Origin of the sequence: Pandoraea sp. NPDC090278 (genome assembly GCF_044772185.1) — a bacterium.
Taxonomy (GTDB): Bacteria; Pseudomonadota; Gammaproteobacteria; order Burkholderiales; family Burkholderiaceae; genus Pandoraea.
Window position 1 is genome coordinate 185,439 of record NZ_JBIVYJ010000003.1, and the last position, 14,728, is coordinate 200,166.

A 14,728-nucleotide genomic window follows, 5' to 3' on the forward strand; every position below is an offset into this window, starting at 1 on the left:
CGCCCCGACCAGAACCCGTCAACGCATAACGATCCCCTGAATTTACTCACCGACCGGATGTCCCGGGCGGTGTCGAGCAACGCGGCGTCGCCCGTGGGGGCGGCGTCATCTTCGCAGTCAAATTGGAGTCAACATGAAAATCATCGGAGTGGTCGGACTGGGCAATATGGGACGCGGCATGGCGCTGTCGTTGCAGCGCGGCGGTTTCACGGTGCTTGGGTTCGATCCGTCGCAGGCCGCCGGTGCCGCGCTCGCTGAGGCCGGTATCGGCCTGCGCGCCTCGGTTGCCGAACTGGCTCGCGAAGCCGACGCCCTCGTGCTGTCGCTGCCGACGTCGCAAGTCGTCGAGGCCGTGGTGAACGGTGCGGACGGCATCGCCGCGAACGGACGCGAAGGTCTGGTCGTGATCGACACGTCGACGGCCGATCCGGAAAGCACCCGCGCGCTGGCCGTCACGCTGCGCGAAAAAGGCATTGCCCTGGTCGATGCACCGGTCTCCGGCGGTCCGAAGGGCGCGCTGAACGGCGCACTCACGATGGTGTTTGGCGGCTCGGTCGAAGACGTCGCCCGTATCGAGCCGGTGCTCGCCGCCATGTCGGCCAAGCGCGTGCACATTGGCGACGTGGGTGCCGGTCACGTGACCAAACTCATCAACAACCTGATGTGCGCCGCCCACCTCGTGGTGGCCGGAGAAGCGATGCGTCTGGCGAAGGCCGCCGGTGTGGCCCCGGAGCAAGTGCTCGAAGGTCTGAACGCCGGGTCGGGCCGCAGCGGCATCACGCAAACCAACTATCCGACGTGGATCCTGAACGACGCCTTCGACTCCGGCTTCACGATGAAGCTCATGCGCAAGGACGTGCGTCTGGCCATGGCACTGGCCGAGCAGACGGGCACGCTCGCCACGGGTCCGCTGTCGGCGGAAGTCGGACGCCTGTGGGCCGCAAGCGCCGCGACCGTGGGCGACGACGAGGACTTCAACCGCATCGTGCAATTCATCGAGCCGGGCCGCGCCTAAGCGCTGCGCACCTGCATCGATGTTTCACGACGTACCCCTCTGATTTTTTGTTTTGACGACACGATGCGCACCTGAGTGCGCATCGCACGGAGCTTTCTCATGGCAGACCAACAAGCCGCCGCCTTGCTCGGCGCATTCGCCAAGTTTTTCCCTAACGCCACCACCATCGGCTCGTTCGTCAATGGCGAACTGGTTGAAGGCACGGGCGAGTCGGGCATCGACATCGTGAACCCGGCCACCGGCCAGACGGTGCTGACCTACCGCGATGCGGGTGCTGCCGTCGTAGCGCAAGCCGCCGATGCCGCGCAAGCTGCACAGAAGACCTGGTGGGCGCTCACGCACGCCGCGCGCGGTCGTGTGATGCAAGCCGTTGGCGCGAAGATTCGCGAAAACGCCGAAGCGCTCGCCCAGCTCGAATCCATCGGCGCAGGCAAGCCGATCCGCGATTGCCGCGGCGAAGTCGCCAAGGTGGCGGAGATGTTCGAGTACTACGCCGGATGGACGGACAAGTTCTTCGGCGACGTCATTCCCGTGCCGAGCACGCACCTGAACTACACGCGTCGCGAAGCGATGGGTGTGGTGCTGCAAATCACGCCGTGGAACGCCCCGGTCTTCACCTGCGGCTGGCAACTGGCCCCGGCGATCGCTATGGGCAACGGCGTGCTGCTCAAGCCGTCGGAACTCACGCCGGCCAGCTCGCTGGTCGTCGCAGCCCTCGCCGAGCAGGCCGGTGTGCCGCGCGGTCTCATCAACGTGCTCGCCGGTTTCGGCCATACGACGGGTCAAGCCGCGATTTCGCATCCGGTCGTCAAGAAGGTCGTGTTCGTCGGTTCGCCTGCTACGGGCAGCAAGATCGCCACCGCCGCCGCGCAACGTCTGCTGCCGAGCGTGCTGGAACTGGGCGGCAAGTCGGCCAACATCGTGTTCGACGACGCCGACCTCAAGCGCGCGTGCCTCGGTGCACAGGCCGCTATCTTCTCGAGCGCGGGTCAGAGCTGTGTGGCCGGTTCGCGTCTGCTAGTGCAGCGCGGCGTGTACGACCAGATGATCGACATGCTGGCACGTGGCGCGGAGAAGATTCGTGTGGGCGAGCCGATGGACGACACCACTGAAGTCGGTCCGATCTGCAACCGCACGCAGTACCAGCACGTCATGAACATGATCGACGCAGGCGTCGAAGGCGGCGCGCGTCTGGCGGCCGGTTCGCAGCAACGTAGCGACGGTGGCTTCTTCGTGCGCCCGACCGTGCTGGCCGACGCCAACAATTCGATGGGCGTGGCCCGCACCGAAATCTTCGGCCCGGTGGTCGTGGCGATTCCGTTCGACACGGAAGAAGAAGCGCTGGCGATCGCGAACGACAGCGAGTTCGGTCTGGCCGGTGCCGTCTGGACGCAGGACGTGGCCCGCGCGCACCGTGTGGCGTCGCAGGTCAACGCCGGTACGTTCTGGATCAACGGCTACAAGACCATCAACGTCGCCTCGCCGTTCGGCGGCTACGGCCACAGCGGTTATGGCCGTTCGAGCGGCGTGGAAGCGCTGTATGAGTACACGCAGACGAAGAGCGTCTGGGTCGAGACGGCCGCCAATCCGGCCACGCCGTTCGGCTACGTCTGAGCGTGACGCACGGGGCGGGCGGGGGCGAAAGCCCTCAGTCGCCCGGCGGGAATTGCTGTCATCGTGCGTTCAGTTGTCGGGAACGAATGGCAATAGGGCAATAAAAGGGTAGTGAGTATGCCGGGCACCGGTCGTGAGACGTTGTCCGGCAAGCGATCGTTTCAGCCTGCGGGACAGGGGGCCGAAACGGTGTTTTTGACCGCGTATAATGCCGCCCTCGGGTGGTTCGGCGCGGGGGATTGATTACGCTCCAAGGTGTGCCAACATGGCGGGCGTTCAGCCGCCATGCCCCAAGAGTTCGCCGGTGTATCCCGTCGTGATCTGATCGACGGAATGGACCGGACGGACGGCGTGCCGAACTTCCTTAACTACCGAAATGGTGGCCGACCCGCCGAATAGCTCGACGGCGGACGACATCGGACCGGCTCAATAGCAAGTGCAGTGGAGACCCAGATGGCAGTCATGGAACAAAAAGCGGCCAAGCCGCAGGGAGGCGCCTTCAGCGATGGCGTGCGCCTGTATGTTTGGGCAATCGTGATCCTGGTGGTCGCGGAGCTGATCGGTGCGATCAGCATCAATGCCGGTCACGGCAAGATCGTGTTGTTGCCGATGGTCTGGGCCTTGTTGCTCGGCGCGGCATTGGGCCTGTCGCAGGCGCGCTTGCCGCGTTTCGCACAGATCGACCTGTCGATGCAGCACAAGGCGGCTGCCATTCTGCAACCGGCGCTGCTGCTCTTCGTGGCAAAGCTCGGCCTGCTCGTGGGCGGCTCGTTGCCCAAGCTCGTGGCCGCTGGCTGGGCGCTGGTGTTCCAGGAGTTCGGCCACTTCGTCGGCACCATCATTCTGGGCCTGCCGGTCGCACTGATGCTCGGCATCAAACGCGAAGCCATTGGCGCGACCTTCTCGGTCGGCCGTGAGCCGAGCCTCGCGATCATCGGCGAAAAGTACGGTTTCGACTCGCCGGAAGGCCGTGGCGTACTCGCCGAGTACCTGACGGGCACCATCTTCGGTGCAGTGTTCATCTCGCTGTTCGCGGGCTTCGTTGCCAGCCTGAACCTGTTCCATCCGCACTCGCTCGCCATGGGCGCCGGTGTGGGTTCGGGTTCGATGATGGCCGCTGCCGCCGGTGCGATTGCCGCACAACAGACGCCGGAAGTCGCCAAGGAAGTCGCCACGTTCGCCGCTGCGTCGAACCTGATCACGACGACCATCGGCACGTACTTCACGCTGTTCATCTCGCTGCCGCTCGCCGTGTGGGGCTACCGCGTGATGGAGCCGGTGCTGGGCCGCATGAGCAAGCGTGGCCGTGCCAACGCCGAAGCCGCTGCTGTGGCCGACGCCGACGCTGCCAAGGAACTCAAGGAAGCCAGCAAGGCGCACACCGTCGAGATGAACTTCGGCGCACGTCTGTTCGCATGGTTCTTCTCGGGCGCGCTCGCGCTGGTCGGTAACAGCATGGCCTTCAAGACGCCGTTCCTCGACGGCGTGCCGGGCATGCTGATCATCATCGGTGCTGTGCTCGTGGGTGAAGCGCTGTACTTCGTCACGCGCCGCAAGGTGCCGGCCGTGTGCTGGGTGTCGCTGATCGCCATGTTCCTGACGTCGCCGGCCTTCCCGTTCGCGCCGGTCGTGGAGCAGTTCACGGGCAAGATCAACTTCCTGTCGCTGGTCACGCCGATGCTGACCTACGCCGGTCTGTCGGTCGCCAAGGACGTGCCTGCCTTCCGTCGTCTGGGCTGGCGCATCGTGGTCGTGTCGTTCCTCGCGAACGCCGGTACGTTCCTCGGCGCTGCGATCATCGCCGAATTCTTCCACGTGTAATGCCTCGCGGTGAATGCGCGACGGTGACAGGTCGCGCTTTCGCTGGCAGTCGGAAGATTCAATAGCTTGAATGCTGGAAAGCGAAGGGCCGGGTCCTGCGGTATGCAGGCCCGGCCCTTCGTGTTTTCAGGCAGGGGCAATCAGGGCTTCGTCGTAGCGGCGTCGGCCTGTGCCCGGTCGTGATAGTAACGACGGAAGAAACTGCGGATTTCCGCAGGCGAGAGCTTGCCGTCGTGATTGACGTCGATCTCGTCGAAATGCTGATACAGGAACGGCTCGGAGGCGGCGACTTCGTCGCGGCTCAGATAACCGTCGCCATCCTTGTCGGCCGCCTTGAAATAGCGCTCGAACGTGGCGCGGCGTGCCTGCAACTGGCTGCGCTGATACGCGGCCCATTCGTTGCGATCGATCTTGCCATCGTGATTGGTATCGATGGCGTCGAACGAACGCTGCAAGTACAGGCCGAGCGCGGCGTTCTGATCGGCGGCGTCGCCGTAGTCCGGCCCTGCCGTGGGCGGCGGCGGCGGGTTTGGCGTGGTTGGCACGACGCCGTTGATGGGGGGCGTGCCCGACTGCGCGAAGCTCGGCATCGTGGCCAGCGACAGGGCGGCTGCGCCCGCACAAACGGTCACGACAGCGAGGGTCCGGCGGCCGAGGCGTCGTGTCTTGAGCGTGCGAAGCGTCCGCTGGCGAAGTGTGTCCTGAGAGTTCATATCTCGCTTCTCCTTATTGCGTCATGAGATTAGCGGGGGGGCGTGCATCACCCCTGAATTGCGGTCGTCGACCATCGGAGCCGATCAGCGACGACGGCGATCGTCCGTGATGACGTTACCGATCACACCGCCGACGACGGCACCACCCACGGTCGTGCCGAGGTCGCCGCCCGAGATGAGTGCGCCACCCAGTGCGCCGACGCCAGCGCCGACTGCGGTATTACGCGATTCGCGCGGCGTCATGCCGCCGCAACCGGCCAGCGTGCCGATGAGCGCCGCACCCACGAGGATCGGGGCGGCCGAGCGCGAAAGATGTGAGATGTGCGAGATCCATCGTTGTGTGGTTTTCATGACGCATGCTCCTTCGGTTGGGGCGGCAGGCCCCGGGATATCTGCTGACGATGCGCGGTCAGTGCGCGGTGGCTGAACCGTTCTCCGGCGCGGCCAGGCCGTCGGCCGGGGTGGACTCCCGATAGGCTGGCGGCGGCGGAGGCGGCGGATACGGGCGTCCCTGCGCATCGGTCGGATACGGACGGCCGTAAGCGTCCGTCGGCGGATAAGGGCGACCGTAGGCGTCGGTGTTCGGGACCGGTGCCACCGGAGCTGCATACGGGCTGCACGCCGAACCCGGCGCATACGGCGGCGGGCCGCAGTTCGGATCCGCCGATTGATATGCCGGATTCGTGCTTTCGATACCTCGATAGGGCAGTCGCGGCTGAGGCGGCGCCTCATACGCGCAACCTGCCAACGTCAACATGACCGACGCGAGTCCGACTGCCGAGGACACCTTGGCAATGCGCGACTTCACGCTGCGCGCCACCTCAGCATTTGCAACACCTTCACGGTTCGTTCTCATCATGACCTCCGTTCGAGCGCGGTGTTTGTCCCGCGCTTCGTCATCATGGATTGATTGGAATGGGCTAATTGGTTTAAAGGAATGACTCAAGTTGGACGCAGATTGCGGGATTTGGATCGCCGCATCTTGTAAATCTTTGTAATTGGTTCGCAATGTGCCGTCCTGTGGGGCTTTGCAGAGATATTGCGTTGCACACAATGCATCGATTATTGAATGGAGTCCGAAGTAATGTAGGAATGCGCTGACGGCGTATGCCTACGACGAAACTCATGCGCGCGTCGACGTCACAGTCAGATACGCAAAGTACGTATTCGTATGCGGCCCCACCGACCTCAATACAGGACGTCCATATTCCTTTGGGTATTCGGCGTCATACACGAAGCGCGCAGCGCATCGACGCCGTTTCCATGCGTGAAATGCATGACATCGAAATTGTTCAATTTTGAAATATATGGCGGGGGAGATCAGGCAAGAAGCCACTTCCCGTGCGCATGCGGGCAACGTGCGGCAACGCCACGCATTACGCGATGTCTGTCATCGCAATTCGCGTTGTGTGCGTGGAAATACCGGGAAAGTCCGGGGGAGTGTTTGCGCTTAGTTTTCGCCGCAAGCTGCGTTTGCACTGGCATACTGTGCGCGCTGACGTTGTGTATCGATGTCAGTGGAAGTTGAGAATTAACGATCGAGGTGCCCCGCCTAACGGTGCAGGCTCACATATGCCACAAGTCAAGAAAGAAGACATTCGTCTCGCCATTCTCGAAGCCTCGCATGCCCTGTTTCTCGAAAAAGGGTATGTGGACACCACAATGGTGCAGATCGCCAAGCGTGCCGGAATTTCGCACGCGAACATTTACAGCTACTTCACTGCGAAGCTGCAAGTCTTCTTCTGTGTCTACGACAAATGGTTCAAGGCGCGCATCACGGCCCTTGAGTCGGAAGTCATGTCGGCACACGGCCCGCATGCCCGCATGCGCGCGCTGCTCGCCGGCCTGCTGGTCGACACGCCGAGGCTCGACAACGGCTTCTCGCACAATCTGGTGCAGGCGCTCTCCACGGTGACGCCGGGCGATCCCTACGATCCGTCGTTGCTTCAGTGGTTCAGGGAGCGCTTGTCGGCGATGCTGGCGGCCTGTGCGCCGCGCCTGGCACGTGACGGTGTGCGACGCGCGCGCCTTATCGACATGCTCGTGCTGACCTTCGACGGGTGCCTCGTGAACATTCATGTCAACCCGGCCTCGCTGCCGGACGTGGCCATGCTCGAAGAGTACGTTGCTGCCTTCCTGTCGACGGAGCCCGCCGAGTCGGCGCCCGCGCCGCAGGGGGCAGATTCGGTGACGGCGTCCGGTACGACTGCGACAGCCTGAACAGGACACCGATGCGATCACTTCCCTGGACAGCCCTTAATCTCGGACGAAAGCTCAAGTTTCACCAGCTTCAGGTCTTCGACCGCGTGCTCGAAACGGGTTCGCTCGTGCGCGCCGCCAACGAAACTGGACTGACGCAGCCTGCGGTGAGCAAGATCGTGCATGAGCTCGAAGCCTGTTTCGAAGGCCCGCTTTTTGTGCGCAGCAACCGCGGCATGCAGCCGACCGAACTCGGCGAGTTGCTAGGCCATCGCGTGAAGTCGCTGATGGCCGAACTGCGTTACCTGACGGACGAAGTGAACGCGTTCAGCGCGGGCACGAGCGGACACGTGATCGTCGGTACGCTCATTTCGGCCGCTGCCGACCTGTTGCCGCGCACGATCGCCATGCTCAAGGAGCGCACGCCGGGCGTGCTGGTGACGGTGCGTGAAGCGACGACCGCACAACTCTTTCCGGCGCTGGCCAGCGGGGATCTGGATATCGTGGTGGGACGCTTGCCCGAGCGCTCGCTGCCGGTGGCCAACGCCTTTGCACTGACCCACGAAATTCTCTTTAACGAATCGCTCAGCGTGATCGGCGGCAAGCGTCACTGGACGCATCTGCCGGACCGTGTACCGCTCGCCGAACTGCGCGACGGCGCATGGATTCTGCCGGTGCCCGAGTCGCCCTCGCGTCTGGCGGCGGAGCGGCTGTTTCACGATGCCGGGCTCGCGTTGCCGGAAGACGTGGTGGAATCGCTCTCCGTGCTGACCAACATCGGCCTGATGCTGGAGACGCCTCGCGTCGCGCTCATGCCGCGTGCGGCGGCGACACCGTTCGTGGAGTCGGGCTTGCTGCGCGTGCTCGCCGACACGATGTCGGGCAGCTTCGGCGACGTCGGCTATTCGCTGCGCGCGGACAAGTCGCCCAGCCCGGCGTGTGCGCGATTCGTCGCCTGTCTGCGCGAGGTGTGCGGCCTTAAGCCGTAGCAGTCACGGAGCATAGAAAAAAGGGCGTGCCGACGAATCGGCACGCCCTTTTTTCATGACGCGAGCACAAGGACTTACAGGCGCGCGAGCGAAGACACCAGCCCCGGGTTCTGTTGGACCAGCCGTATCAGGCAGGCGGCCTGGGCGTTCGGGCGCGCGCGCCCTTGCTCCCAGTTCTCCAGCGTCCGGGGATTGGTCCGGAGATAGTGGGCGAAGACGTTACGGGACATGCCCAGATGTTTGCGCAGGGCAAGCAACTCGTCGGGAAAGACTTCCAGCTTGGGAAGTGGAGTACGCGGTAACTCTTTGATGTTGAGTGGGAGGTCCGCAGGGAGCCCGTTCTTGACTTGAGCAGGCTCGGCGGGCGGCGGCGCACCGGTGTCCTGCGTGAGCAGCCAGCGGAAGGGATTCGAAGGCGTATTGGTGTAAGCCATAGTCCTGACCGGTGTCGTTAGTTGTTGATCGGGTGCGCTTGCAAAGGCAATCAAGCGGAGCCGATTGCACCACATCCATTTGCTGGGTGCTTTCACAAAACACTCCCGATTTTCGCGTCTGACACCTATCGAGTACTACGCACCTCGTGGGGGCGAGGTGCCGTAGAGTGTACGCAGACAGGGGATGCGCGTGGCTTGGCGCGCGTCTCAGACGCCGAGGTAGGCCTGCAATTCCGGCAACGACTGACGCAGCTTCGACGAGTCGCCTTGCCACGCCACACGGCCCTTATCGACGATGTAGTGCTGGTCGCCGAGCTCGAGCATGGGTGCCAGATTCTTGTCGATGCAGAGGATCGACAGGCCGCTGCCTTTGAGTTGCTTCAGGCATTGCCAGATTTCACCGCGAATGAGCGGCGCGAGGCCTTCCGTCGCTTCGTCGAGAATGAGTAATTTCGGATTCGTCATCAATGCACGGCCGATGGCGAGCATCTGCTGTTCGCCGCCGGACAGATTGCTGCCGAGGTTTTTCTCCCGCTCGCGCAGCCGCGGAAACAGGCCGTAGATGCGCTCCAGCGTCCACGGTGAAGCCGCGCCATGTCGATTGCCAGCGGTCGCCACGAGGTTTTCGCGCACGGTGAGCGTGGGAAAAATCTGGCGGCCTTCTGGGACCAGTCCCATGCCCGCTCGTGCAATGCGATGCGAGGGGCTGGCGTGTACCGGTTGCCCGTCGAACACGATCTCACCGCGTGCGGGGCGCATCAGCCCCGTCATCGACCTGACGGTGGTCGTCTTGCCCATGCCGTTACGTCCGAGCAGGGTGACGAAAGCACCGCGCTCGATGTTCAGTTGCATGCCGAACAGCGCCTGACTCGCGCCGTAGTACGACTCGACGCCGGATAAAGACAACAAGGTGTTCATGCTGTCGCTCCCAGCATTTCGTTGCGGGTTTCGTCCCCGAGATAGGCTTCGCGCACGCCCGCGTCGTTGCGGATGGTGTCGGCGTCGCCGCAGGCGATGGCACGTCCGTAGACGAGCACCGTGATGCGGTCGGCCAGCGCAAACACGGCGTCCATGTCGTGTTCCACCAGCACGATGCCGTAGTCACCCTTGAGGTCGGCCAGCAGATGCGTCATCTGTTCGGACTCGGCCTGCGACATACCGGCCATCGGTTCGTCGAGCAGCAGTAGCTTCGGCCGTCCGGCCAGCGCCATTGCCAGTTCGAGCTGACGGTGTTCGCCGTGTGCGAGCGCGCTGGCGGGCACGTTCATACGCGCGGCTAGCCCGGTGCGCGCCAGAATCTCGCGCGCCGGTTCGACCAGTGCCGCTTCGCGAATCGCCGGACGCCAGAAGCCGAAGCTATGCCCCTGCATCGCCTGCACGGCGACGAGCACGTTCTCCAGTGCGGTGAATTCGCGAAAGACCGAGGTGATCTGATACGAGCGCGCCAGCCCGGCACGCGCACGTTGCTCGATGGGCACCGAGGTGATGTCGTGCCCGTCGAAATGAATGTTCCCTTCGTCGGAGCGCAGCTCGCCCGCCAGTTGGCCGATGAGCGTGCTCTTGCCTGCGCCGTTCGGTCCGATGATGGCGTGCAGTTCGCCCGGCGCGACGTCGAGACAGAAGTGATCGGTGGCGGTGAGTCCGCCGTAGCGTTTGACCAGTTGGTCGACACGAAGGAGGCTCATGCTTTGCCCTCCACGGTGCGCGTGCGACGCGAGAGGCGCACTTGCAGGTCACCCAGCAACCCGTACAGGCCACGACGCGAGACCAGCACCGCCACAACGATGAGCGGCCCGAAGATGATCATCCAGTGCTCCGTCATGCCCTTGAGCCACTCCTCGATGAGCAGCATTGCAGCGCTACCCAGTACTGGCCCGAAGAATGAGCCGAGGCCACCCAGCACGACCATCACGATCAGTTCGCCCGAAGCGGTCCACGCCATATAGGCGGGCGAGACGAAATGCGTGAGATTGGCGTACAACATACCCGACACGCCGCAAACCATCGCGCTGATGACGTAGGCCACGAGCTTGTAGCGCAGCGTCGGGTAGCCGAGGGCGCGCATGCGGCGGTCGTTCTGACGCGCGCCGCGAATCACCATGCCGAAGCGCGCTTCGACCAGGCGACGGCCTCCCCACACGCACAGGCACAGCACGGCGAACGCGACGTAGTACAGCACCGCCGGGTCGTCGAGCGTCACACTGCCGAAGCGGCTGCCCGCGTTGACGGGCAGACCGTCGTCGCCGCCGTACTGCTTCAGGCTCACGGCGAGGAAGTAGAACATCTGCGCGAACGCCAGCGTGATCATGATGAACGCGATGCCGGTCGTGCGCAGCGAGAGCAGGCCGGTGAGCGCGCCGACGAGCGCACACAGCACCAGCGTCACACCCAGATGCAGGAAGCCGTTATCGATGCCGTGGAAGCTCATGATGCCCACGACGTAAGCGCCGAGGCCCAGATACAAGGCATGGCCGAAGCTGACCATGCCGCCGTAGCCGAGAATCAGATCGAGCGAGACGGCGGCGATCGCGAACACCACGATGCGGCCGAACAGGGTGAGGAAGAACGGTTGCTGAGCAAACGTCGCGTAAAGGGGCACCAGCGCTAGCAGGACCAGCAGCAGTATCGGCACGGCGGTGCGTAGGTTGAGTTTCATTTCCATCGTTTCCATCGTCAGCCGTGTTTCACCGGGAACAGACCTTGCGGACGCACCGCCAGGACCGCCGCCATCACCAGATAGATCAGCATCGACGCCAGCGCGGGACCGGCAGTGTCGGCCGTGCTGCGCTCCATCATGCTGCGCAGTATCGAGGGCAGGGCCGTACGGCCCAGCGTGTCGACCACACCGACGATGAGTGCTGCGAGGAACGCCCCGCGCACCGAGCCGATGCCGCCGATCACGATCACGACCATCGTCAGAATCAGGATCGGCTCGCCCATGCCCGGTTGCACCGACAGAATCGGCCCGGCCATGAGACCGGCAATCCCGGCGAGAATCGCGCCCAGCCCGAACAGCAGCGAGTTGAGCAGCACGATGTTCACGCCGAGTGCGCCGACCATCTGACGGTGCGTCGAGCCTGCACGGATCAGCATGCCGATGCGCGTGCGGTGAATCAGCAGGTAGCAGCCGAGCGCGACCACGAGGCCCACCACGATGATGAGAAAGCGATAAGCCGGATAGTCGAGACCGAAGAGGTTGACCGTCCCGGAGAGCCATTCTGGCACTTCCATGTAGTACGGCGACGGTCCCCAGATCATGCGCGCCAGTTCGTTGAAGAACAGGATCAGACCGAAGGTTGCGAGCACCTGGTCGAGGTGATCGCGGTCATAAAGCGTCTTGAGCGCGACGAACTCGACGATCAGGCCGATCAACAACATTGCCGGGATGATCGCGATAGCGGCCAGCGCGAACGACCCGGTGTAGTTGTAGACGGTGGCGGCGATGAACGCCCCCATCATGTACAGCGAGCCGTGCGCGAGGTTCACGAAGTTCATGATGCCGAACACCAGCGTGAGACCGGCGGCCATCAGGAACAGCAGCACCCCGAGTTGCAGTCCGTTCAGGCACTGCATGATGAAGAGCGTCAGGCTCATGTGGCCTCCCGGGGCAAGCCCATCTGACGGAAGATGGCTTGCGTGAGCGGGCTTTGCGCGTCGTTAAGCGTGAGCACGATGTCGAAGTGGTTCGTGCCCGGCATCGCAATGTACGCGCCCGTGTAACCCTTCTCGAGCCACACGGCGAGATAGTCGTCGGTCTGGCGCTTGAACTCGGCCGTCTCCGTCTCGCCGTAAGAGACCACGAGCGGGCAACCGCGCACGGGCAGGCGGAAGAACGGGCTGTTGCGTTGTGCGTCGTCTGCCGAGAGCTTCATCCATTCGTTGATGTGCGTGAACGGAATCGGCGTGAGGTCGAACAGGCCGGACAGCGGTGCTGCCCCTGCGACGACATCCTCAGGCACGCCGTATTCGGCATGCCAGCCCTGCGCAAGCAGCATGCCGACGAGATGACCGCCTGCCGAACTGCCGCAGATGTGAATGCGGCGCGCGTCGCCTTGATGCTCTCCGATGTGACGAAGGACCCACGCGAGTGCGCGACGCGTCTGGTCGACGATAGTGTCGAGCGATGCGCCCGGCGCGAGCGAATAGTTGACGGTGACGACGGTGGCACCCGCCTGTGTGAATGCCGGTGCCATGTTGCTCGAATCGCTCTTGTTCAGCGCGCGCCAGTAGCCGCCGTGAACGAAGAAGAACACCGGCGCGCCGGGCTGCGGCGCGGGGAAGATGTCGAGCGTTTCGTCGGGGTGGTCCCCGTAGGCGACATCGAGCACGCAGGGCACGGTGGCGCGGGCATGCGCGCTCTGCTCGGCGTATTGCGTGAGGATGTCGAGAATGTTGGGTGTGGTGGCGCGAGCGTTGTACTGAACGTCCAGCTCGGCTTCGTCGAAATTGCGGTAGCGCTTCATAAACCCTCGATAGTGCTCAAAGACCGCGGGGGCTGGGCGCCCCCGCTTTACTGCATTGCACAACGTTGAGCGGCTTACGAGCGGATCTTGCACATCGACGCGAGGTTGGCGCGCGTCTTGATATCGATCTTGCCCTTGTTCACGAAGGCGGCACCGCTGGCGTCCTTCACCACATCGACGCGATAGAACGGCGCGATGGGGAACTGGTTGCTGGCGAACTTGAACGAGCCACGCACGGACTGGAAGTCGGCGGACTTGAGCGCGGCGCGCAACGCCTCGCGGTCGGTCACGCTGCCCTTGGTCTTGGTGAGTGCGGAGTCGATCAGATTCGCAGCGTCGTACGACTGTGCGGCGTACATCGACGGCACGCGGTTGTACTTCTTCTGGAAGGCCGCGACGAACTGCTTGTTCTGCGCGTTGTCGAGGTCGGGCGAGTAGGGCGCGCTGGTGATGCTGCCCACGGCCTGTTCCTTCAGTGCGGGCAAGGTCGAGCCGTCGATGGTCGACACGGAGATCAGCGGAATCTTGCCGAGCAGACCGGCCTGGCGGTACTGCTTGACGAAGTTCACGCCCATGCCGCCCGGGTAGAACACGTAGACGGCGTCCGGCTTGGCGGCGGCGAGTTGGGCGATTTCGGCCGAATAGTCGGGCTGATTGACCTGCGTGTACACCTCGTCGACGATCTGGCCCTTGTAGTCGCGCTTGAAGCCATTCACGGCGTCGCGTCCGGCCTGATAGTTCGGGGCCATCACGTACATCTTCTTGTAGCCGAGATCGGTGGAAAGCTGACCGCCTGCTTCATGCAGTTCGTCGTTGTCCCACGAGGTCGAGAAGAAGTTCGGCGAGCATTGCTCACCCGCAATCGGCGTCGGACCAGCGTTCGAGCCGACCATGACCACGCCCGCGTTCGTCACGTTCTTGTGGATGGCCATCATCACGTTCGAGAACGTCACGCCGGTGATGAGCGAGACCTTGTCGCGCTCCACCAGTTTCGTCGCCGCTTGCACGCCGACGTCCGGCTTGAGCTGGTCGTCTTCCTTGATCACCTGCACCGGCACGCCACCGAGCTTGCCGCCCTTTTGCTCGACCGCGAGCATGAAGGCGTCGTACTGGTCCTGCCCGAGCGCGCCGCCCGGACCGGAGAGCGTGCCGATGAAGCCGATCTTCACCTGAGCATGGGCGCCGCCCGATGCGAACATCGCAGCAGCGGCTGCGATGGCACCCAGCACGGCGATGGCTTTGCGTTGCGTGGTCTTCGTTCCCGTCATCATGGTCTCCAAACGATGAATTCAAGCACTGTCAGCTGCGGACTCGCGCCGGGATACTTGACCGCTTCTTCACGTCGGTCATGGCAGGCCAGGCGCGTCAGACTAATTCAAAACTTCCAGAATTGTTTAAGCATCAAATATTTCTATGCCCAGCCTAAACGACGCCTTTTGCGTAGGCAAGCATTTTCAAAAACACCTCGGGAAAGCACCAG

General features: G+C 63.4%; 15 protein-coding genes. 5 read left to right on the forward strand and 10 right to left on the reverse strand.

Translation table 11 applies throughout. The features are described from left to right. The first annotated feature begins 40 nt into the window (after positions 1 to 40). The 3 genes from ACIQWO_RS13220 to ACIQWO_RS13230 all read left to right on the forward strand — a co-directional run bounded on the left by ACIQWO_RS13220 (position 41) and on the right by ACIQWO_RS13230 (position 4,450). Positions 41 to 1,015, forward strand: a complete 975-nt coding sequence (locus tag ACIQWO_RS13220; RefSeq protein ID WP_402825354.1) for an NAD(P)-dependent oxidoreductase — start codon at positions 41 to 43, stop codon at positions 1,013 to 1,015. 99 nt (positions 1,016 to 1,114) lie between these two features. After that, positions 1,115 to 2,629, forward strand: a complete 1,515-nt coding sequence (locus ACIQWO_RS13225; protein WP_402824373.1) for an aldehyde dehydrogenase family protein — start codon at positions 1,115 to 1,117, stop codon at positions 2,627 to 2,629. A gap of 453 nt (positions 2,630 to 3,082) precedes the next feature. After that, a complete protein-coding gene (locus ACIQWO_RS13230) occupies positions 3,083 to 4,450 on the forward strand; it encodes a DUF3100 domain-containing protein (RefSeq protein WP_402824376.1) in 1,368 nt (455 codons plus the stop codon). A 140-nt stretch (positions 4,451 to 4,590) separates the two neighbouring features. Here ACIQWO_RS13230 and ACIQWO_RS13235 read toward each other — a convergent pair whose 3' ends face one another. From ACIQWO_RS13235 to ACIQWO_RS13245, 3 genes are all read right to left on the reverse strand, one after another. After that, complete coding sequence (locus tag ACIQWO_RS13235; RefSeq protein WP_402824379.1) at positions 4,591 to 5,163, reverse strand: EF-hand domain-containing protein; 573 nt, start codon at positions 5,161 to 5,163, stop codon at positions 4,591 to 4,593. An 84-nt stretch (positions 5,164 to 5,247) separates the two neighbouring features. Next, a complete protein-coding gene (locus tag ACIQWO_RS13240) occupies positions 5,248 to 5,514 on the reverse strand; it encodes a glycine zipper 2TM domain-containing protein (protein ID WP_150661568.1) in 267 nt (88 codons plus the stop codon). A 58-nt stretch (positions 5,515 to 5,572) separates the two neighbouring features. Next, a complete protein-coding gene (locus ACIQWO_RS13245; RefSeq protein WP_402824383.1) occupies positions 5,573 to 6,022 on the reverse strand; it encodes a hypothetical protein in 450 nt (149 codons plus the stop codon). Between the two features lie 713 nt (positions 6,023 to 6,735). On the opposite strand from ACIQWO_RS13245, the gene ACIQWO_RS13250 reads away from it, so the two are divergent. Both ACIQWO_RS13250 and ACIQWO_RS13255 read left to right on the forward strand, forming a co-directional pair. After that, positions 6,736 to 7,383, forward strand: a complete 648-nt coding sequence (locus ACIQWO_RS13250) for a TetR/AcrR family transcriptional regulator (protein ID WP_402824386.1) — start codon at positions 6,736 to 6,738, stop codon at positions 7,381 to 7,383. A gap of 11 nt (positions 7,384 to 7,394) precedes the next feature. Continuing rightward, positions 7,395 to 8,351: a LysR substrate-binding domain-containing protein gene (locus tag ACIQWO_RS13255; RefSeq protein ID WP_402824389.1), complete on the forward strand. Its 957-nt coding sequence runs from the start codon at positions 7,395 to 7,397 to the stop codon at positions 8,349 to 8,351. A 74-nt stretch (positions 8,352 to 8,425) separates the two neighbouring features. Here ACIQWO_RS13255 and ACIQWO_RS13260 read toward each other — a convergent pair whose 3' ends face one another. From ACIQWO_RS13260 to ACIQWO_RS13290, 7 genes are all read right to left on the reverse strand, one after another. Beyond that, positions 8,426 to 8,785 (reverse strand): DNA-binding transcriptional regulator, encoded by a 360-nt coding sequence (locus tag ACIQWO_RS13260; RefSeq protein ID WP_052252580.1) that lies wholly within the window; start codon positions 8,783 to 8,785, stop codon positions 8,426 to 8,428. A gap of 207 nt (positions 8,786 to 8,992) precedes the next feature. Continuing rightward, complete coding sequence (locus tag ACIQWO_RS13265; protein ID WP_402824393.1) at positions 8,993 to 9,703, reverse strand: ABC transporter ATP-binding protein; 711 nt, start codon at positions 9,701 to 9,703, stop codon at positions 8,993 to 8,995. Beyond that, positions 9,700 to 10,470, reverse strand: coding sequence for an ABC transporter ATP-binding protein (locus tag ACIQWO_RS13270; protein WP_402824396.1), 771 nt, complete (start codon positions 10,468 to 10,470; stop codon positions 9,700 to 9,702). The genes ACIQWO_RS13265 and ACIQWO_RS13270 overlap by 4 nt, the downstream gene beginning before the upstream one ends. Beyond that, on the reverse strand, positions 10,467 to 11,441 hold the full coding sequence (locus ACIQWO_RS13275; protein ID WP_150577057.1) for a branched-chain amino acid ABC transporter permease: 975 nt from the start codon (positions 11,439 to 11,441) through the stop codon (positions 10,467 to 10,469). The genes ACIQWO_RS13270 and ACIQWO_RS13275 overlap by 4 nt, the downstream gene beginning before the upstream one ends. A 17-nt stretch (positions 11,442 to 11,458) precedes the next feature. Further along, positions 11,459 to 12,379: a branched-chain amino acid ABC transporter permease gene (locus tag ACIQWO_RS13280; RefSeq protein WP_150666096.1), complete on the reverse strand. Its 921-nt coding sequence runs from the start codon at positions 12,377 to 12,379 to the stop codon at positions 11,459 to 11,461. Then, complete coding sequence (locus tag ACIQWO_RS13285) at positions 12,376 to 13,248, reverse strand: alpha/beta hydrolase (RefSeq protein ID WP_402824401.1); 873 nt, start codon at positions 13,246 to 13,248, stop codon at positions 12,376 to 12,378. Before ACIQWO_RS13285 ends, ACIQWO_RS13280 begins: the two co-directional genes overlap by 4 nt. 74 nt (positions 13,249 to 13,322) lie before the next feature. Beyond that, positions 13,323 to 14,516 (reverse strand): ABC transporter substrate-binding protein, encoded by a 1,194-nt coding sequence (locus ACIQWO_RS13290; RefSeq protein WP_402825357.1) that lies wholly within the window; start codon positions 14,514 to 14,516, stop codon positions 13,323 to 13,325. Positions 14,517 to 14,728 lie beyond the last annotated feature (212 nt).